The 23747-nt window shown below is 38.9% G+C and carries 4 protein-coding genes; all 4 read right to left on the reverse strand.

Going from position 1 to position 23747, the window contains the following annotated elements; genetic code table 11:
• Positions 1 to 1085: 1085 nt before the first annotated feature.
• Complete coding sequence (locus LKD20_RS02630; RefSeq protein WP_227720815.1) at positions 1086 to 1886, reverse strand: hypothetical protein; 801 nt, start codon at positions 1884 to 1886, stop codon at positions 1086 to 1088.
• A 128-nt stretch (positions 1887 to 2014) separates the two neighbouring features.
• Positions 2015 to 12508 carry an ESPR-type extended signal peptide-containing protein gene (locus tag LKD20_RS02635; protein WP_227720816.1) on the reverse strand — a complete coding sequence of 3498 codons (10494 nt, stop codon included), beginning with the start codon at positions 12506 to 12508 and terminating at the stop codon, positions 2015 to 2017.
• 784 nt (positions 12509 to 13292) lie between these two features.
• Positions 13293 to 14087: a hypothetical protein gene (locus LKD20_RS02640; RefSeq protein WP_227720817.1), complete on the reverse strand. Its 795-nt coding sequence runs from the start codon at positions 14085 to 14087 to the stop codon at positions 13293 to 13295.
• Between the two features lie 169 nt (positions 14088 to 14256).
• Positions 14257 to 23319, reverse strand: coding sequence for an ESPR-type extended signal peptide-containing protein (locus LKD20_RS02645; RefSeq protein ID WP_227720818.1), 9063 nt, complete (start codon positions 23317 to 23319; stop codon positions 14257 to 14259).
• Positions 23320 to 23747 lie beyond the last annotated feature (428 nt).

Here is a 23747-nt window from a genome sequence, read left to right on the forward strand (position 1 = left end):
TAAGCACGCCGCCAGCGTTCGTCCTGAGCCAGGATCAAACTCTCCAAGATATCTTGAAGCTATTTGAATAGCTCATTTTATTTGTTGCCGTTACATTTAAGTAACTTTGAATTATGGTTGGTTTTGACTTTGTCAAAACCCGCACTCTGGCATATGTTCAATCGTATTGATTGATTACCTATCATTGTTCAGTTTTCAAAGATCTGTACCAGTTAAACCAGATTTTATCTAGCTTTGAAGCACTTTTTTTCGAAGTGTCTCACCAACTGGCGACTAGATTATAATAACATGTTGTCACTTTCATGTCAACATCTTTTTATAATCTTTTTTAGAATTTTGTAATTTCTGTTTCAACCAGGAATTACACTTTTATTCTAAAACGATTATCAACAAACATAGATTTTATCTAGTGTTTGCTAACTAATAAACAGTCGCTTCGAACGACTGTATAGCTATTATAGTACAAAGAACTGAGGTATGCAACCCCTAATTTTAAAATTTTGCAAACTTTTTTCTACCTCTCTTTATATGGTAGATTCTTGTATTTAACATACTATATATAGTACTTATTAATATTATTAATAATCAACTTAAATTGGCTTACTATATACGCTATTACCACTACATCTATACCGTTATTTTTTTAAGCAGTAATTCGCATTCAGACTCTTTTATTAATCACCTCTTAAGCTACATGTATCATCAGCATAATTCTGTCCTTATACAGTATATATATTTTATATAGATCTATAAGTTTTTAATGTTACCTATTTCCAGATCTATAGGATTTATTTTATATAGGCTCTATCTTATATGGCATCTATTTTATAAAGCCTCCAATTTATCTACATATATAAAAACAACGCCATCCAACCGGATGGCGTTGTTTAATAAGGATTTGTGTTCCCTAGTCGGGGGTCCAGGGTATGGGGGCCCTCACAAACTCAATATAAGGGCCATTGTGTCATTGTAGATACGCGTGCATGTAAGGGATACACGTATATCATCAGTATGTATTAGAGATCAACTAAGTCTTTTAACGAGAGAAGACAAGGCTTTAATACCTACATCACTATAGATATCAATTATTGTTGGATCGCACTACGCAAATCAACTTTGTTGTAGTCATTGCTACCCATTGGTTCGTTGATAGCTTTGCGAAGGTCTACTACGTGCTCATCAGCAGCAGTTGGTTCTTCGCTCGCTTTATTTTTAACTGTTTCTTTAGCAGCGAACCAAATTGTTTCGTTCATGTAGTGACGAAGTTCTTCGTTAGATACATGTTCTTGCTCTCGAGCAAGGATATCCAAGATTGCATCTTCTAATGCTTGTGCTTCGTCGTCATTCATAGGACCGCCAACTTGTTTTTGTTTTTGTACAACTTCGTTAACACGATCTACCATGCCACGCAATACATTGAAGCCATAGCTGTTTACGAAGCCATCTTTTTCATTGTATTTTGGTGTTTCAAAGTATTCGTATTCGTTTTTGTTGCGGTTTTCACCGTTCCAATTTAAAGCTGTTTCAAAACCGTGTACGCGGCCAATGGAATGCGTACGGAAGTAATCAGCATAGTTATGTTTATCTTTGGAATGTAACCATTTTTTATCAGCTTTAGTCAATTGTTCATGATTGTTGCGTTTAGCTTCTGCTAAGGCGATTTTTTGTTCCGCATTTTCCCAGGCTTTCACATAATCATGAAGAGATTGTACTACTTGTGGACTAGCCACAGGTACCAATACAACATTGCTCAAACCAGGTGCGGATGCAGGGTTAGGTAAGATCAAGTTGTCATCATATGTTGGAGCGCTTGCTGCGTGACCAGTGAAGGATGCTGCGCTCAATAAAACTGCTGCTGTGAAAGCAAGCATTGTAGATTTTTTCATATCTATTCCTCTTTTCATAGTCGAATTAATGTGCTGGATGAGGGCTCCCGAGGGAACCCTTACCAGTCATATCCATACCTAGGATTAGATTCCTAGTTTTTTTGAAAGTTTTCTGAAAGTGTAACTAATTACATACCCATTTTCGCCATCATTGCAGCCATTTGAGCTTTCAATACTTCTACTTCACTTTGTAGACCAGCGTTTTGAGCTTTAATTTGTTCGTTTTCATATTTCAAGTCGGATACTTCACCTTTTAATCCGGCATTTTGAGCTTTCATTGCAGCCATTTCAGTTTGAACTGCATATGCAGAACTGATAGGGCCTTTACGGTAGCGGTCTGCTACAGCTGCTTCAGCATCTCTGTTACCAACTTTCCAAGTTACACCAGCGTTTGCCATCATATGGCTAGAGCCGCCAGCCCAGGACAAGCCACCATGGAACATTGTGGATTCGTTTTTGTAATGAGCTACGCCCACTGCAATCGCGGAGTTACCACGGTAGTTACCATAACCAGCCATGATTTGAGTTGGTTCCAATGGATCGTATTGCATAGGTTTCAATGCGGACAATGCTGCACCTTGAGCGCCTACACGGCCGATTTCTTCGTTCAATTGATCAACGCGAGGGTCAACTGCGCCTTTTACGGAAAGGTCATAGTTTAAGCCGCCGTCAGCAGATTCAGTTTTCTTCAATACTACGGAATGATCATCAGATGTCAATGTAGTACGGGAATCTTTCAATTGTTTAACGTTTACTGCATCTGTATCATTAGTGCCTTTTTGAACATTAGTGATTTTGTTACCACCCATGTTGAGGTTGCCACCAGTGATATTTACAGTATCGCCACCGAAGGATACTTTAGGACCATTGGAGTTATTGGAAATGGAAGTGATGTTAGTGAGGTCACCTTTCACGTCGAAGGATACTTTACCGTTCGCATCAGTGTGAGCAGTAGTATTCACGCCGTTGGAGAAGTCTAAACCTTCAGATAACATTACTGTTCTAGCGTTGCCACCATTTTCTTTGTAAGTCAATGGAATTTGTTTAGCTGCTTCCTTACCATTGAAGTTAACTTGGTAGTTAGTTGTATGGTTAGTAGCATTTGGTTGAACATCTACAGTGATCGCTTTGTTGTCACCTGTTACAGTAACTGCTTCACGAGCTGCATCTTTCACGTCGTTTTTATCTACAGATACTTCGTATGTTGCACCAGCTGCACCGAATGTATCGCCAGCTTTAGGAGCTACTTTAGCGATGTTATTAGCATCAGCTTTAGCTTGTACTTTTTCAGTAGATTTTTTAGCTGCTTCTTGTTGAACAAGTTTCAATTGTTCTTCAGTTGCTGCACGACCTTTAGTTGCGAAGTCAGCGGAATCAAGAGTTTTGTTAGTTAAGCCAGTGATGTCACCAGTTTTACCATCAAGCTTGATTGTGTTGTCGCCAGCTACGTTAACTACTTGGTCACCTTTGAATTCTAATTTACCGTCCCCTTCTTTATTAGTGATGGAAGTGATTTTGTTCAAATCGCCTTCAACATTAACTTTGTAAGGGTTATTTTTAGAACCGTCGCCAGTCACTTTAGTGTTTTGACCATCAGTAAGGTTAGTTTTAGCTTCTTTCAATTGACGTACGTTAACCGCATCAGTATCGTTTACACCGTCTTGAACGTTAGTAATTTGTTTATTACCAGCGTTGATACCGTCTTTAGTTACGGATGGGCCATTGTTGATTACTAAGCCACCATCAGTGATCTTAGTATCGCCAACTGTTAAGGAACCTTCGTTAGTAAGATTTACATTGTTGCTCAATGCATATTCTACTTTAGCGCCGTTTTCGTCGCTAGTTTGTTTTACAGTAAGGTTTTTACCGCCGGAGAATTCAACAGTTTTACCATCTGTAATTTTCTTAGCTGCTGTTTCAGAATCAGCAGTAGTATTACCAGAGGATTTAACGTTGAAGCTACTCATTGTACCAAGGCCAGCACCGCTAATTGTCATTTCGCCATTAGCAGATTTGGATACTGTGATACCGTCAGCACCTTTAACATTTACTTTACCGCCGTTAGCTGGAACATCTGTGCCGTTAGCTTGGATTGTCCAGATATCGTCAGTGTTAGCGAATGTTTTGTCGCCGTATTTAATGCGGTCGCCATCTTTCTTAATTGTTGTGTAGTTATCAGGTGTGCCTAAGTGGATTTCCTTAGTTTGGATGGAGTCGATGCCTTTTATGTTTTTATTCAAGCGAATATTCAAAGTATCGTTACCATCAGCAGTTACAGCGATGTTACCTGCAGCAGATTCGAATGTTTTTTCTTGCTCTTCAGTAACGCCTTCACCTTTAATCTTAACTGTGGAGTTAAGTTTATTTTTGTTTACAACGCTTTCGTTGTTACCAGTGAATTTCAAGCCGTCATCAGTAGTAGCAACTTCGTGTTTGTTGTTGTTACTATCTTCGTAAACGATACGAGTCATACCGTCAGTACCGTTTTTACCGTCTACGCCGTCTTGACCGTTAGCACCTTTGATAGTAAGACCATCTTTACCGTCTTTACCATTCAAGCCGATAGAGCCGTCTTTACCGTTGATTACAACAGCAGAACCGTCTTTACCGTTTACACCAATCTTACCGTCAACGCCTGGTTTACCGTCTTTACCATCATTACCAACTTTGATATCATCGGACAATGCATAGTTGTAAGTATGGTTGCCAGTTACTTTATCAACGATTTGTTCAACAGTTAAGTTTTTACCTGCACCGAAGTTTACAGTTGTGCCAGGTTTTACGATTGTTGCACTGTGATCGCCTACTGTGTTACCAGTAACGTCACCTTTCCAACCGGAGTTGTTGATTGTATCTACTACAGTTTTAACTGTTGCGATACCATTGTCACCATCTACGCCTGGTTTGCCATCTTCGCCGTCTTTCACTTTACCAAGTGTTACGTCGTATTTAACAACACCGTTTGCATCAACGGAAGCTTTAGTGTAGTTACCGTCAACGAAGTTCAAGCCTTCAGACAATTTAACTTTTTGTTTAGCACCGCCGTTAGCTGTGTAGTTAAGTTCAGCATCGCCAAGGTTAACACCTGTTGCGCTTACTTTGTAGATTGTTTGGCCATTATCGCCTTCACGAGATGTTACAGTTACGTTGTCACCAGCTTCAACTTCAGTTTTAGCAGATTTCAATTGTTTTACGTTAACTGCATCAGTGTCATTTACGCCAGCTTTCACATTAGTAATGTTCAAGTTACCAGCATTAATGCCACCTTTAGTGATGGAAGGACCATTGTTGATTACTAAACCACCATCAGTGATCTTAGTATCACCAATTGTTAAGGAACCAGATGGAGTCAAGTTAACTTCTTTGGACAATTGAACTTTCAACTTGCCATCTACGTTGTTCACGCCGATGTTGTTGTCAGTCAATTTGGACTTATCTGCACCACCGACAACGTCCATAGTTTCGTTCAATTTCTTAGCGATAACTTTGGATTTATCAGCACCTTGTGCATCGTCACCAGCATATTTCATGCCATCATCCAATGTAGCCACTTCGTGTGTATTCTTGCTGTTATCTTCGTATACGATACGAGTGATACCATCTTTACCGTTTACACCAGGTTGACCATCTTTAGCTTTCATAGTAAGACCATCTTTACCGTCTTTACCATTTAAGCCGATGGAACCATCTTTACCGTTGATTACAACAGCGGAACCATCTTTACCGTTTACGCCGATTTTACCATCAACACCGTCTTTGCCATCTTTACCAACTTTGATGTCATTAGACAATGCATATGTATAAGTTTGTTCACCAGTTGCATTATCGATATTTTGAGTAATTGTCAAATTATCGCCTGCTGCGTAGGATACAGTTTTACCGTTGCCTACTGCTGTTACAGCGTGGTTACCAACTACATTGCCTTTCGCATCTGTGGAGAAGGAGTAGCCATCTTTAATTTGATCTGCCAAACCAGACAAGTCGATTTTCGCGATTGTACCAGCTTGGTTAGCACCATTGCCATCGTTGTATTTCAATGTAACGGATTTGTCTGCTGCATCATAAGAGTAAGATGTAGTAGTTTCACCTGCACGGTTGGATTGAGTTGGTGCAATGTGTAAGTCGTTAGCTTTGGAAATACGAGTTACGTCGCCAATGTTAGCTGCGTTATCGATTACATCGCCGCCAGATTTAAGGTTAGTGATGTTGTTGTCGCCCATGTTCACGTTGCCGCCATCGAATTTGAATTCGTTGCCGCCGATTGTGAAAGTAGCAGGGCCATCGTTTTTAATGGAAGTGATGTTTTTCAAATCTTTGTTCAATTGAACTTCGAGAGTATCAGTACCATCAGCTTTTACGTTGATGTTACCAGAAGCGCTCTTGAAGGATGCAGAAGTTGTTTTATCTACGCCTTCACCTTGAACTTTAACAAGGCTGTTCAATTTGTTTTTGTTTACAACGTCAGTGTTATTACCAGTGAATTTCAAGCCGTCATCAGTAGTAGCCACTTCGTGTGTATTGTTGTTTTTGTCTTCGTATACGATACGAGTGATACCGTTAGTACCATTTTTACCGTCTACGCCGTCTTGACCGTTAGCGCCTTTAATAGTAAGACCATCTTTACCGTCTTTACCATTCAAGCCGATAGAACCGTCTTTACCGTTGATCACAACAGCAGAGCCGTCTTTACCGTTTACGCCGATTTTGCCGTCAACGCCGTCTTTGCCATCTTTACCGTCGTTACCAACTTTGATGTCATCGGACAATGCGTATTCAACTTTAGCGCCGTCATTGTTGCTAGTTTGTTTAACAGTCAAGTTTTTACCTGCTACCATTTCAACTGTTTTACCATCAGAGATAGTTTTTGCAGCTGTTTCGGAATCAGCAGTTGTATTACCAGAGGATTTCACATTCCATGTGGATTGTGCAGCACCTGGAGCTACATGCAAGTCGTAAGTAACTTGGTTACCGTTTTCTGTTTTATTAATTGTTACAGAGTTATCGTTAGAAGTTACTACTGTACGGGAGTCTTTCAACTGTTTAACGTTAACTGCATCAGTATCGTTTACGCCTGCTTTTACATTAGTAATGTTCAAGTCACCAGCGTTGATACCAGTTTTAGTAATGGATGGACCACCAGAGATAGTCAAGCCACCGTTGTTAACAACAGTATCACCAATAGTTAAGGAACCAGATGGAGTCAAGTTTACGTTGTTGTTAAGATCGTATTTAACTACGCCATCAGCAGCTACGGAAGCTGTTGTGTTGGAACCATTTGTGAAGTTCAAACCTTTATCCAATGTAACTTTTTGGTCATTAGAGCCATTCGCTTTATATGTCAAAGGAATTTGTTTAGCAGCTTTATCGCCATCGAATGTTACTTGGTAAGTTGTGTTGTGGTTTGCTTCGTCTTGTACAGGTGTAACAGTGATTGGGTTATTGCTATTGTTTGCATTGTTTACAGTCACTGCTTCACGAGCTGCGTCTTTAACAGCATTACGGGAAACATTCACTTCGTATTTAGCGTTTGCATCACCAGTTTGTTTACCGTCAGCTACAGTAATGTCAGCAATGTTAGTGTCGCCTGCTGCAGCAGATTTTTTAACTACGCTTTCAACAGCAGCTTTATCGCCTGTAGGCAAGTTGCTCAAGTCGATCTTAGCTGTTTTGCTTACTGCATTATCATTGCCATCAACATATTCCAATGTAACTGTTTTATCAGCGTTCACTGTGTATGTTTTGTCTTTGATATGAATGTCGTTAGCTTTGGAGATACGGTTAACGTCGCCAATGTTTGCTGCGTTGTTGATAACATCGCCACCAGATTTAAGGTTAGTGATGTTGTTATCGCCCATATTCACATTACCGCCATCGAATTTGAATTCGTTGCCGCCGATTGTGAAAGTAGCAGGGCCTTCGTTTTTAATAGTCTTGATGTTAGTCAAGTCACCAGCTAAACCGAATTCAACTTTAGCGCCGTCTTCAGTGTTAGATTGTTTTACAGTCAAGTTTTTACCTGCTGCCATTTCAACTGTTTTACCATCAGTGATAGTTTTTGCAGTTGTTGCGGAATCAGCAGTTGTATTACCAGTGGATTTTACATTCCATACGGATTGTGCAGCACCTGGAGCTACATGCAAGTCATAAGTAACTTGGTTGCCGTTTTCAGTTTTGTTAACTGTTACGGAGTTATCGTTAGAAGTTACTACTGTACGAGCATCTTTCAATTGTTTTACGTTAACTGCGTCAGTATCGTTTACACCAGCTTTCACATTAGTAATGTTTAAGTTACCAGCGTTGATACCAGTTTTAGTAACGGATGGGCCACCTGTAATTGTTAAGCCACCATTATTAAGAATAGTGTCGCCAATTTTCAAGGAACCATTTGGAGTCAAGTCGATGTTGTTGGACAATGCATATGTGTAAGTGTGTTCGCCAGTTGCAGCATCGATATCTTGTTTTACAGTCAAGTTATCGCCTGCAGCATAGGAAACAGTTTTACCATTGCCAACAGCTGTAACAGCGTGGTTACCAACTACATTGCCTTTAGCGTCAGTGGAGAAGGAGTAACCATCTTTGATTTGATCAGCCAAACCGGACAAGTCGATTTTCGCAACTGTACCAGCTTGGTTAGCACCGTTACCATCATTGTATTTCAATGTTACGGATTTGCTTGCTGCATCGTAAGCGTAAGATGTAGTAGTTTCACCTTGACGATCAGAGGATGTTGGAGCAATGTGCAAGTCGTTAGCTTTAGAAATACGTTTTACATCGCCAATGTTAGCTGCATTGTTATTTACATCGCCACCAGATTTAAGGTTAGTGATGTTTAGGTCACCCATGTTGATAGGGCCACCAGTAACATTGATGGAGTTAGGACCAAATTCCATTTTTGGACCATTTGTAGTGTTGGAAATGGAATGGATGTCTACTAAATCTTTGTTCACATCGTATTTAACAACGCCTTCAGCATCTACGGAAGCTGTTGTATTTCTACCGTTTGTGAAGTTCAAACCTTTATCCAATGTAACCTTTTGTTCGTTTGTGCCATTCGCTTTGTATGTCAAAGGAATTTGTTTAGCAGCTTTGTCGCCATCGAATGTTACTTGATATGTAGTATTATGGTTTGTTTCATCTTGTACAGGTGTAACAGTGATAGGGTTGTTGCTGTTGTTTGCATTGTTTACAGTCACTGCTTCACGAGCTGCGTCTTTTACGTCGTTACGGGATACGTTTACTTCGTAAGTTGCGCCAGCTTCACCGAATTGATCGCCTGCTTTAGGGGATACTTTTGCGATGTTTTTGTCACTAGAGCCAGCTACGTCTGCTTTAGCTTGTACTTTTTCAGTAGAAGCTGCAGTAGGTTTTACGTTGTTAACATCTACAGTATATACAGTTTTTGTGCTGCCATCTGCATTTTGAATTACATTGCTTGTTACTTTCGCAGCATTTTTACCTTCTACTACAACAGTGCTGTTCAATTTGTTTTTAGCGTTGTCGGACAAGTCAGCTACTACATTGCTACCAGAAGCAGTTGTTTTAATGTACTCACCATTGTTAGCACCTACAACGCCGAAACTCAAGCCACCTTGTTTGTTCAATTTTTGTAATTCAGTAGCGCCTGTGTTACCAGTCAAACCAACTGTGTTATTGAAACCGTTGTTAACGATACTCAATTGTTCTTCAGTTGCAGCACGACCTTTTTTAGCGAAGTCAGGAGCATCCAAAGTTACGTTAGTTAAACCAGTGATGTCACCAACTTTAGCATTCAAGTTAATGTTGTGATCGCCTGCTACGTTTACAGTTTGGTTACCACCGAATACAACTTTGCCGTCGCCATCTTTGTTTGTGATGGATGTAATGTCAGTTAAATCACCTTCAACGTCTACTTTGAAAGTTTTAACGCCATTCACGTCACGGTGAGAAGCAGTTGTGTTCTTACCGTTTTCCATGTCGATAGCTTCTTTAGCAAGGTTTTTAATTACAGTCTTACCACCATTGTTGATATTGGAAAGATCTTGTTTAGCAATACCTGTGATAACAGCAGTTTCGTTAGGAACGTCTTTGTTGTTACCGTCAAGGTATGTCATCGTTACTTTGCCGTTGTTATCAACTGCGTATTCACCAGGTTTGATGTGACGTTCATCAGCACGAACCTTTTTCAATTGGCTTACGTTAACTGCGTCATTATCATTTACGCCAGCTTTCACATTAGTGATATTCAAATCACCAGCGTTGATGCCAGTTTTTGTAATGGAAGGACCATTGTTGATAGTCAAACCATTGTCAGTGATATTAGTATCGCCAATTTTCAAGGAACCATCTGGAGTGAGGTCCACATTTTTATTCAAGGAGAATTCAACAGCCGCATTACCATTGTTATTAGTTTGTTTAATGGTCATGTTTTTGCCGGCTTGCATTTCTACAGTTTTGCCGTCACGGATTTCTTGAACACCAGCGGAACCTTGTGCAACTTTACCTTCTGTAGCAGAAGATTTTACGTTGAATGAGCTCATGTCGCCAGTTTTCAAACCGCTCAAGTCGATAACAGCTTTAGGACCAGTTACAGTATTACCATTACCATCTTGGTATGTTAATGTAACCTTTTTGTTAGCATCTACAGTGTATTCAGCTACGTTGTTGTTAGTGCCTGCTGTAGGTGCAATGTGTAAATCGTTAGCTTTGGAGATACGGATAACATCACCAATGTTAGCAGCATTGTTGATTGTATCACCACCAGATTTAAGGTTAGTAATGTTATTACCGCCAAGATCCAAGTTACCACCAGTGATGCTGATGTTGTTTGGACCAAAGTTCATTGTTGTACCACCATTGTTAGTGATGGATGTAATTTCTTTTAAATCCTTGTCCAAGGAATATGTATATGTTTGTTCGCCTGCAGATTGGTTGATATCTTGTTTTACTGTTAAGTTTTTACCAGCTGCATAGGTAACAGTTTGACCGCTTTCAACTTTAGTTGCTGTAGCAGTACCATCTAATTTACCACCGTTAGCCTTAGCATTTGTTAAGAAATCATATTTTGCAGCAGCGTCTGCAGCGTTGATTGTGTATGTAGTGCGACCATCAACTGTTTTTTCATCAACAGTAACGTTTTTACCAGCTTTCACCATGCCTTTGTCATCAAATGTCAAAGTCAATCTGGAGTCTTTAGTATTTTCATCAGCAACAGCTGCGGATACACGGCCTTCACCACGAACATTCAATTTACCGCCGTCAGCTAAGAAGTCGCTAGAACCAGTATTACCAGTCAATGCAACGCCAACGTTTTTCAATTGAGCCACGTTAACAGCGTCAGTATCCGCAGTACCAGCAGCAAGGCCAGTCAATTGACGAGTCAATGTACTACCATTACCGATAGATACAGCAGCTGTAGTAGCTGTTTGTACGTTGCCAGTCAAACGAGTATATTTACGTTCATGAGGATCAGATGGGTTATAACCTACAACACCTTTATCTGTTGTTGTAATAGAAGAAGAACCAAGAGCTACACCATTAGCAATATTAGCTTCAGCAGCATTACCTAAAGCTGTAGCAGCCTCAGCATTTGCTTTAGTTGTACGACCTAATGCAACGCCATATTTGCCAGCTGCACGAGAGCCAGGACCTTCAGCGATAGCAGATTCACCAGTTGCTTGAGATTGCATACCGATAGCAATAGCGTTTACACCAGATGCAATAACTTTAGGGGAACCTTCGCCACTTTGACCAATTGCAATAGCATTATTGCCAGAAGCCTCTGCACGAGCACCGATTACAGTAGCACCAGATCCAGATGCTTTAGTTTCACGACCGATAGCGATTGCATCTAAATTAGTTGCTTCATTATCACGACCGATAGCAATTTGGGAGTTCTCATGATTTCTACGTGTATCGTTACGGTCACCATTTGCAGAGTCAGTTAAGTTATTTTTACCAATGGAGATACCACCCATAGTTTTAGCTTCATTATATTGACCAATAGTCACTGTATCAGCTACATGGGATGTATTCATAGCACCAACAGAAACAGAATTATCACCCAACGCTGCATTGTAAGAACCTACTGCTGTAGAGTAGTTACCTGCTTGTTTAGGTGTTGTTGTTGTAGAGCCTTTTGTGTAGTTTTGGTTATTATAGTTACCAATAGCAACAGCAGATGTTGCATTAGCATTATTTTTATTACCTAATGCTACAGTTGCAGCAGCACGCGCTTCGTTACCTGCACCGATCGCTGTAGCTGCACCACCATTAGCGTAGTTTTCATTACCTACAGCTAAACCAGAATTACCTAGAGCTTGGTTATTAGCACCTAGAGCTGTAGTACCATCTTCATTATCAGTTGTATTTTGGTAACCTACAACAATGGAGTTAACGCCAACACTGTTATTTGGTTTAGCGTTAGCCGCGATATCGATACGGCTATTTTGTGTATTTACACTGCCATCTGGACTTCTGTACGCTTCAACAGGAGTACCTAAATGAGCGCCTGCACCAACAAGTGCTAAGCCAGCCAATACGCTAGCTAATACTTTTTTCTTGCCGTTATTATTTTTAGCAGTTTCAGGTACTACTACGTAGCAGCCTTTAGATTTGCTATAAACGACTTTAAAAACCTTATTCATAGAAACTATGAACCCCTTTCTCTCTTATAAGAAAACACTAAATGCCTTATATACACTTTTTGTTTCATGAATTGTTTATGACACACGTTCACATACTCTTCATTAAGATATTTATATAATACCAATTTATAAACTAAATGTAAATAGAATATCTTAAAATTATTAAAGAAAATTTTAGAATTATAAATTTAATAAAATTGAGTTTATGTTACAAAGAATCATATACATACACTCTATAAATCAAGCTATTATAATATAGTTATTATATACAATATAAAACATTTATATTTGAGACCACTCTATTTTTATCTAAGTAGTTTATAATATGTTAACAGTCTATAGAAACATCCATGCTATCTTCATATTTATAAATATAAACTTTTTAAATCGAATTATATAGATAATACAGTATTTATCGTGTATATAATGTATTTTAAGAACAAGAATAGATAAACGCTTGCCATCACTTTATTAAATTATTTTATATTTGTTTATAAAAAGAGCCTCCTTATACAATAAGGAGGCTCTTAAATCTCATATAATAATACCGATAACTAAAGGATCAATATAAAAAGGATAAAAAATAACGCCATCCAAACGGATGGCGTTATTTGTATAAGGATTGTGTGCCCTAGTAGGGGTTCTAGGGTACATAAGGCCCTTACATGTCCTTTATAAGGGCCATATATATATTGTGTTATTATTATACAGATATTTTATCTGTATACGCATCTAGGAGTTCTTAGAAAACTTAATCTTAGAGATGTAGTTTACTATTAAATAATTATTGAATCGCAGTACGCAAATCTACTTTTTTGTAAGTTTGAGCATTACCCAATGGTTTGTTAATCGCTTCGCGAAGATCTACAGTGTATTCATCTTGAACAGTAGGTTCTTCACTTGCTTTGTTTTTAACTGTTTGTTTAGCTGCGAACCAGATTGTTTCGTTCATGTAGTGACGAAGTTCTTCGTTAGAAACGTTTTCTTGGTCTTTAGCCATTACATCCAAAATAGCATCTTCCAATGCTTGTGCTTCGTCGTCAGTCATAGGACCGCCAACTTCTTTTTGTTTTTGGATGATTTCGTTGATTTGATCTACCATGCCACGCAATACATTGTAACCATAGCTGTTAGTGAAGCCATCTTTTTCATTGTATTTAGGCATTTCGAAATATTCGTATTCGTTTTTGTTGCGGTTTTCACCATTCCAGTTCAAGAACACTTCTTGACCATGTACACGACCGATGGAATGTGTACGGAAATAGTCAGCATAGTTGTGTTTGTCATAGGAATGTAACCAGATTTTTTCAGCTTTAGTCATTTGCTCATGTTTGTCGTATTTCACTTTAGCTTTTGCGATGTTGATTTCCGCATTTTGCCAAGCTTTCACATAGTCATGAACAGCAGACACTGTTTGTGGGCTAGCCACTGGAACTAATACTACATTGCTCAATTTAGGAGCAGATACAGGATTAGGTAAAATCAAATTATCATCATATGTTGGAGCTGATTGTGCACCTACAACGCCTGAAGAAATAACAAGGGCAGCTGCACAAGCAAGTAATGTAGATTTTTTCATTCTATATTCCTCTTTTCTGTCGTTAGATTATGGTGAAAGTATCTTTCACATGTGTTACACAGTGTTTCTCTCTGAAAGCTAGGCTTTCACAAATAGAATGGAGAGGCAAGCACTACACAAGGTAGCGCATGCCATCCATAGTTTGCTTAGTTCTTACACGCTCAAATGATTACATACCAAGTTTTGCCATCATTGCAGCAATTTGAGCTTTCATTTGTTCGTTTTCAGCTTTCAAATCAGATACTTCGCTCTTTAATCCAGCGTTTTGAGCTTTTACAGAAGCCATTTCTTGTTGCATTGCATAAGCGGAGCTGATAGGGCCTTTGCGGTAACGATCTGCTACAGCAGCTTCGCTATCACGGTTGCCAACTTTCCAAGTTACACCAGCGTTTGCCATCATGTGGCTAGAACCACCAGCCCAGGATACACCACCATGGATTAATGTAGATTCATTTTTGTAATGAGCTACGCCAAGAGCCAATGCGGAGTTACCACGGTAGTTACCGTAACCAGCCATGATTTGAGTTGGTTCCAATGGATCGTATTGGATAGGTTTCAACGCGGAGAGAGCAGCACCTTGAGCACCTACACGACCGATTTCTTCACCAAGCATATCTACACGAGGGTCAGCTGCAGGAGCACCTGGAGTACCTGTTACAGCTAAGTCATAAACTGGAGCACCATTAGCATCTGTAGTTTGATTAATTACAACAGAGTGATTGTTAGATGTTACTTTAGTCAATTGACCTACGGTAGCAGCATCAGTTTTATCTTTACCAGGAGCAAGGTTAGTAATTTTATTACCACCCATGTTAAGATCGCCATTTGTTACATTGATGGAGTTACCACCGAATGTCATTTTAGGACCAGTAGTTGTATTAGAGATGGAGTTAATACCAGTCAAGTTGCTATTCAAGGAGTAAACAACAGAGTTGTCTAAATCATTACCAGTATGTGCTTTACGTTCAACGATCAAGTTGTTACCAGCTACGAACTCTGTACCTTTTGTAACTTTCACAGGAGCTGTGGAACCAGCTACTTCACCAGTGCCTGTTTTATTAACCGCAACATTTACACGAGTAGAATCAAGTGTTGTAATACCAGTGATTTTTGCTTTCAATGGATTACCAGCTGCGTCTGTTACTTGTTTACCAGCGCCATCAACATACGTTAATTCAACAGTACCTGTATTATCTACTGTGTATGTATCATCTTTGATACGAGTATCGCCAGCTTTAGCAATACGTTTAACATCACCGATGTTAGCACCGTTTGTATCCGTATTGCCACCAGATGCTACATTAGTAATTTGGTTACCACCATTGTTAAGACCATCTTTAGTTAAGGATACAATCTTAGCTGGATCAGTTGGGTTATTGATAGTCATGCCATTACCACCAACTGTAGTGTTACCATTTTTGAAACCGTCGTTGTTGATAGTAGTATCGCCAGTTTTTAAGGAACCATTAGTACTAAGATCAACATCTTTATTCAATGCATAGTTAACAGTTGTATTGCCATTACCATCATTGGATTGAGTAACAACCAAGTTTTTACCAGCTTGCATATCTACAGTTTTGCCATTTTTGATGTTTTCTGTTGTATCACCAGCGTGTGTGCCATTTGCATCAGCAGATGTTTTCACATTGAAGCCATCCATAGAACCAAAGCCAGTTGCACTGATTGTCATTTTGCCATTAGCTGCATCAGGAGTAATTGTGATATGATCACCAGCTACAAGATTTACCTTGCCAGATTTAGCAGGAACATCTACACCATTAGCTTGGATAGTCCATAATTGATCTGTAGTAGCTACAGTCTTAGTATCGCCACCTTTTGTAGTGAATTCGATGTTATCACCATTGCTCTTAATAGTGTTATCACCAAGTTGAATGCTGTTTAAACCTTTGAGGTTTTTGTTCAAGCGAATAGTTAATGTATCAGTACCATCAGCAGTAACTGCGATATTACCACCAGCAGATTGGAATGCAGCTTCATCGGCAGCAGATACATCTTCACCTTGTACTTTTACTAGAGAACCAAGTTTACGTTTGTTTTCTGTACCAGTGTTGTTACCAGTGAATCTCAAGCCATCATCCATCGTAGCAACTTCACGTACGATATTCTTACCATTAGCATCTTGAATTGGATTGCCACTAGCATCTTTCGGTACATAAACAATACGTTCAGCTTTATCTGTATCGGAATTATGAGCTGGATCACGGTTTACAAGAACTTGTTCACCTTTAGCAGATGTAATAGAAATATCAGCACCATCACGGCCGTTGATACCATCTTTACCATCTTGGCCTTTAGGACCAGTCATACCAATGGAGCCATCTTTACCGTTAAGAACTACGGAAGAACCATCTTTACCAGTTGCGCCAACAGAGCCATCTTTACCATTAGCTCCATCTTTACCCGCCACGATATTGTCGGCTAAGGAGAATTCTACAGTAGCATTACCATTAGTAGTATCATTAGTTTGTTTCACTACTAAGTTTTTACCGGATTGGAACTCTACAGTTTTAGTGTCAGCGATATTTTGAACATTTGCATTGTGATTGTCGCCAACAGCACCACCATCTGTAGTGTTAGCAGAGGATTTAACATTCCAAGAAGAAGCACCTGTACCACCAGTACTCAAGTTGGAGAGGTCGATAACTGCTTTAGTATCAGTTACTGCATTGCCATTACCATCATTGTATGTCAATGTAACAGTTTTACTAGCTGCATCATATTTATATACATTAGTACCCGCAGCATTAGCTGTACCACCTTTAGTTTCAGTAGAGCCAGCTGCCACAGTTGTAGGAGCAATATGACGTTCATTTGCTTTCAACGCATCAGCAGTAGATTTCAAATCAGATACGTTAACAGCTGCATTTGGAGTACCAGTAGTTGTATTAGCAGCAGCATCCAATTTTGCTAAGAAATCGCCACCAGTTTGATTTTTAATAGCAGAACCAACGTTATTAACAATCATGTTGCCACCAGTTGTAGCACCAGTGCCATCTTCAAAGGATGCGATTACAGGACCAGTATATGCAGTACCATTTTCTTCTTTGAAAGTACCATCTGGTTGTTTAATCAACTTATCACCATTTGGTTTTGTGTAAACAGCAGGTGTAGAAGCGTTTACTGTATAAGTAGTATGACCATCGGCTGCAGTAGTATCAGATGTAACAACAACATTCTTACCAGCTTCTACTACTGTTTTAGCTGCTTTCAATTGTTTGTAATTAACAGCATCAGTATCTTCTGTACCAGGAGCTACGTTCACAATCTTATTGTTAGTTGTGCCGTCACCCATGGATAAGTTGCCACCCTTGATTGTTACTGCAGGTGTTGTTGCACTAGGAGCATCATTCAATGTAATGGAAGAGTTACCATTGGAGATTTTGTTGATACCTGTTAAGTTTTTATTCAATTTAACAGTTAATGTATCTGTACCATCAGCTACTACAGCGATATTATCTTTTGCAGATTCAAACTTAGTTGTACCATCAGACAATACGATTTCTTTTTCACCAGTTGCTGTATTAATAACTGTAGTACCTTCTTTAGTACCCTCACCTTGAACTTTAACTAAAGAACCAAGTTTTTGTTTGTTTTCGATAGTTGTATTGTTACCAGTGAATTTCAAGCCATCATCCATCGTAGCAACTTCACGTTTAATTGTGTTGCCAGCATCATCTTTTAATGGATTGCCATCTTTATCTTTTGGTACGTATACGATACGTTCAGATTTACCACCATTATTAGCTTCTGGTTTATTAAGTGTTTGTGTACCATGATCTGTTGTAATATCTACACCACGACCATCTGCACCTGCAGGGCCTTGAGGACCTGTCAAACCAATTGTACCAATGCCATCTTTACCAGAAATAGCCACTGCATCTTTACCGTCTTTACCAGAGATACCAACTTTACCGTCGATACCGTTTGTACCAGTAGCACCAGTTGCACCTTGTGGTCCAATGATTGTTACACCATCTTTACCATTAGTACCATTTTCGCCATTAACAACAACTTTATCTAAGTTAGTTAAATCTTTATTTAGGCTATAAGTATATGTATGTGTTTTTGCAGTTGCATCAATATCTTGTTTTACAGTCAAGTTTTTACCTGCTGCGTAATTGATTGTGCCACTATTTTCAACAGTTGTTGCAACAGCTGGAGTTGTAGCATCATTAGCTACAGTACCACCGTTTGCAGTTGCATTCGCTTTGAAAGTATAACCGCTTGTAATTTGGTTAGCCAAATCGGACAAATCGATCTTAGCTTCTGTACCAGTTACGCCAGCACCTGTACCATCATTGTATTTCAATGTTACAGATTTAGTAGCAGCATCATATTTATAGCTTTCAGCTGTACCACCAGCACCTTGGTTTACAGTTTCGCCTGTACGACCAGATGTAGTTGGACGAATGTGCAATTCGTTTGATTTCAACGCATCAGCAGTAGATTTCAAATCAGATACATTAACAGCTGCATTTGGAGTACCAGTAGTTGTATTAGCAGCAGCATCCAATTTTGCTAAGAAATCGCCACCAGTTTGATTTTTAATAGCAGAACCAACGTTGTTAACGATCATGTTGCCACCAGTTGTAGCACCAGCGCCATCTTCGAAGGATGCGATTACAGGACCATTATATGCAGTACCATTTTCTTCTTTGAAAGTGCCATCTGGTTGTTTAACCAACTTATCACCATTTGGTTTTGTGTAAACAGCAGGTGTGGAAGCACTTACTGTATATGTAATATGACCATCTGCTGTACTAGTTTTAGATGTAACAACTACATTCTTACCAGCTTCTACTTCTGTTTTGGCAGCTTTTAATTGTTTTACGTTAACTGCATCATTATTATCTGTACCATCATCCACATTAGTAACCTTGTTACCGCCAACGGATAAGTCACCACCACTGATTGTTACTGCAGGTGTATTAGTAGCACCACCAGGAGCATTATTCAATGTAATTGTTGTATTGCCATTTTTAATAGTATTAATGCCATTAAGGTTTTTAGACAATTGAACGAGCAATTTGCCATTACCATCGTTGTTTACACCGATGTTATTATCAGTTAAATCAGCTTTAGTAGCACCACCGATAATGTCTACAACATTATTTAGTTTCTTTTTAATAACATTAGCATTTGTTGCTTGATTTGCTTGACCATCATCACCAGCGAATTTCATACCGTCATCATGTGTTGCCACTTCATGTTCAACGTTATTTTTGTCTGTGTAAACGATACGAGTTAAATTAGTACCAGGAGCGCCATTGACACCAGGAACACCATCTTTTACGTTCAATGTTGCACTAGCACCAGGTGCACCTGTAGCACCTCGAGGACCTGTTAGACCGATAGAACCGTCTTTACCATTGATAACTACGGATGCACCATCTTTACCATTTACGCCAATTTTGCCGTCAACACCATTAGCACCATCTTTACCAACTGTGATTTCATCGGATAGAGCAAATTCAACTTTTGCACCATTAATATCGCTAGTTTGTTTAACAGTTAAGTTTTTACCAGCGATCATTTCTACGGTTTTTGTATTTTCAATCGTTTTAGCGTTTACTTCATGACCTGTTGCAGTTGCACCACCATTAGCAGTATCTGCAGAGGATTTAATATCCCAAGTAGAAGTTGTACCAGTAGCAGGTGCCACTTTCAAATCGAATGTTGTTACACCATTAGCTGTTGTAGATTTTACTGTTACTGAATTATCAGTTGAAGTTACATCATATGACTTATTTAACTTCGCTTTTGCATCATCAGTTAAATCTACTTTGATATCAGAGCCATTAGCAGTTGTGCTGATGTATTGATTAGCACCACCAGTACCAGAACCGTCACCTTTAATGTTGAACTTAATACCACCGTTATTATCTAAAGCAAGTTTAGTAGTTTCTGTGTTACCATCTGCGCCTAAATTAATTTTATTGTTGAATTTATCATTCACAGATTTCAATTGGTCTTCTGTAGCTGCTTGGCCAGATGTGAAGTTTGTTGGATCAAATGTTAAGTTTTGTAAACCACCAATCTTACCTGTGCTTGCATTAAGCGTAATGCTATGATCACCATCTACAGTAACAGTTTTATTTGGACCAAAGGAAATTTTGCCGTTGTTTGTACCACCATTTGTGATGGAGGAAATGCCCGTTAAATCGCCCTCAACATCTACTTTATATGTATCTACACCACTCACATCACGTTTAGATGCTTTTGTATTTTTACCATCTTCCATATTAATAGCAGACTTAGCTAAGTTTTTAATCTTAGTTTCGCCAGCATTAGAGATATTGGAAAGATCACGGTTAGCAATACCTTTAATAACAGCTTTTTCAGTTGTAGCCTTGCCATCACCATCAACATAATCCAATGTTACATCGCCATTATTATCTACTGTGTACGCAGGATGAGTTGCTGTAGTAGGTGTAATATGACGTTCAGCAGCTTTTACTGCATGTAATTGGCTACCATTAACAGCATCTGTTGATGTGGAACTTACATCACCAGCTTTAACATTAACGATTTTGTTACCGCCATTATCTAAGCCAGTATTAGTCAATTTAACATCAGTTGTAGTTGCACCAGAAGTTGTAGGTGCCTTAATTGTAATACCACCATTATTAACTGTAGTACCACCAACTGTTAAGGAACCAGTATCAGACAAATCAACATCTTTGTTCAAATTGTACTTAACAACGCCATCATTACCGATTTCTGCTGTTGTATTTGTACCATTTGTAAAGTCTAAACCTTTTTCTAATGTAACTGTTTTATCTCCAGCACCATTAGCTTTGTATGTTAAAGGAATAACTTTTGCTGCTTTAGCACCATCGAATGTAACTGCATAAGATGTGTTGTGATTAGGATCATCTTTAGTTGGTGTTACAGTAATAGGATTATTAGTATTACCACCATTATTGATTGTCACCGCTTCACGAGCCGCATCTTTAACCGCATTTTTAGAAACGGACACTTCGTATTGAGCACCAGGATCATTTACAGCTTTACCACCTGCAACAGAAACATCAGCAATGTTTGTATCGCCAGATGCAGCAGCTTTTTTAACTACGCTTTCAGTGGAAGCTGTGCCACCTGTTGCATTAGCAGATACTGTATAGATATCATGACCATCAGCACCTTGAGTCTTCGCAACAGTAACACCAGTACCTTGTACAACTTCAGTTCTTAAGCCTTTAATTTGGCTATAGTTAACTGCATCTTTATCATCTGTACCAGGAGCAAGATTTGTGATCTTAGAATTTCCCATATTTAAGGAACCACCAGTGATATTGATGGAGTTACCACCAAATGTCATTGTAGGACCAGTTGTAGTATTAGAAATAGAGTTAATACCTTTTAAATCTGCATTTAAGGAGTATTTATATTCTTGATCACCATTTGCAGCAATAGTTTGTTTTACTTTTAGATTATCGCCTGCACTATAAGTAACTTGTGTACCAGGTTTAACATTTCCTACAGTTGGAGTACCATCTGTGTTACCACCAGCAGTCGCTTTCCAGTAGGAGTTATTAATAGCTTGTACAACGTTTTGTGTTGTAGCTACGCCATTGTTAGCAGGTTCTTTCGCCTTACCATTATCTTTAGCGATATCATCACCTTTAGTGAGTTTTACGGTAATACCAGTTGAATCAGCAGATGTAGAAAGTAAACCTTCACCTTTAATATTCAATGTACCATTTTCTAATCGCACATCGCTATTGCCACTATTACCAGCATATTTTAAGTTAACGCTTCTTAATTGAGCTACGTTAACAGCATCAGTATCTTCTTTACCTGCTGCAAGACCTGTGATTTGACGAGTTGCTGTAGCGCCATTACCAACAGCTACAGCACCAAGAGTAGAGGTTTGAGCTGTACCAGTTAAACCACTATATGTATTTGTGCGAGAATCAGCTGGATTGAAGCCTTGAATACCTGCAGCTGCAGTAGTCGCAGAGTTAGAGCCAAGAGCTACACCGTCTGCAATATCAGCTTTGCTACCTTCACCAATTGCAACAGTAGCTTTACCATCAGTTGCAGCTTGGTAACCAATTGCAACGTTGTGTTCACCAGATGCAGTGGAACGAACACCAGCCGCAAGAGATTCCTTACCAGATACTGTATTGGAACGACCAAATGCAGCAGATGTACGACCAGTTACTGTATTAGATAGACCAACTGCAGTACCTTCATAACCAGCTTTGTTATTTGTACCAATAGCTGTAGCACCATCAGCTGTTGCTTGAGATAAATGACCTACAGCAGTTGCATTACCGCCAGAAGCAACTGTTTGATTACCAATTGCTGTTGTATTAGTATTAGATGCATTCGCTTGATTACCAACAGCAGTTGCATTCGTATTTGTTGCTTGTGCAGTATCACCAAATGCAGCAGCACTTTGACCACTTGCTTTAGAGTTTTTACCAACAGCAGAGGCATTTAGTCCAGAGGCTGCAGAGTTATTACCAACAGCAATAGAATCGTTTTTAGTAGCATTTGCTAAATTACCAACAGAAATCGCTCTTTCTGCTTCCGCTTTAGATTTATAACCAACAGCTATAGCTCTTTCAGCAGTTGCTTCTGCAGAGGACCCTAAAGATGTTGCATAATTCCCAGAAGATTTTGATAACGTACCAATGGCGATAGCACGCGTTGCACCAGCTGATGTTTCAGCTTCACGGCCAATAGCTTGAGAATCTTCAGCATAGCCTCTTGCACCAGAACCAATAGCTGTCGCATAGTTTGCAGTAGCCTTAGTTTGGAAACCCAAAGCAGCCGCATATTCACCACTTGACTTAGAACCAGAACCAACAGCTGTACTATCTTTGGCGGTTGCTTCTGTTTCGTTACCAATAGCAATAGATGCTTCTTCACCATCTGTTTTAGCTTGACGCCCCAAAGCGATAGCTGCTTTGCCATTAGCATGGGTTTGGTCACCAATTGCGATAGAGAAATTATTATTAGCATACGCTGAGTTACCCCAACCACTACCAATCGCAATAGAGGCATCAGCGGTTGATACCCCCCCACCACTAGTATTATTAGCAGCGTCTACATAATCAGGCACCATACTACCTGTCGCAACTAATGCTGCAAATACAGTAGCCAACACTTTTTTCTTACCACCATTGTTTTTCGCTACTTCAGATACTACAACGTAGCATTCTTTTGTTTTGCTCCAAACAACTTTAAAGATCTTATTCATATTTCTATGAACCCCTTTCTTAAACTAGACACAATTACAATCCTTATATAATACGTTTAATAAGCTGAAAGTTAGATATTTACACACTTTTACGTTATTCTGAGTAACTTTCATTTACTCTTCATTTTGTGTCATGAATAGAATAACAAAAAATGAAAACTTTGTAAATAGTTTTCTTCATGTTTTCATCATGAAAATTTCAAACTTATTTATAATTTTAGAAATTATTAATACTTTTTCTGTATATTGCGTATTTTTTTGTACATTTATAATTTATTTTTCTATTATTTTCGATTTAGTTCAATAAAATTGAGTTTATTTATTAGGAATTCTCATAAATATTTAGTTAAGATATTTATGTAGTTCAATTCTTATCGATATATTAATTTTATATTCATATAAAATTAAATAATAATAGGCCATGAGCA

The sequence above is a fragment of the Veillonella fallax genome, assembly GCF_020687175.1.
Lineage (GTDB): Bacteria > Bacillota > Negativicutes > Veillonellales > Veillonellaceae > Veillonella > Veillonella fallax.

Bases quoted from the DNA above. Each gene is read 5' to 3' on its own strand.
- LKD20_RS02630 (WP_227720815.1), bottom strand. From the start codon at position 1,886: ATGAAAAAATCTACAATGCTTGCTTTCACAGCAGCAGTTTTATTGAGC.
- LKD20_RS02635 (WP_227720816.1), bottom strand. From the start codon at position 12,508: ATGAATAAGGTTTTTAAAGTCGTTTATAGCAAATCTAAAGGCTGCTAC.
- LKD20_RS02640 (WP_227720817.1), bottom strand. From the start codon at position 14,087: ATGAAAAAATCTACATTACTTGCTTGTGCAGCTGCCCTTGTTATTTCT.
- LKD20_RS02645 (WP_227720818.1), bottom strand. From the start codon at position 23,319: ATGAATAAGATCTTTAAAGTTGTTTGGAGCAAAACAAAAGAATGCTAC.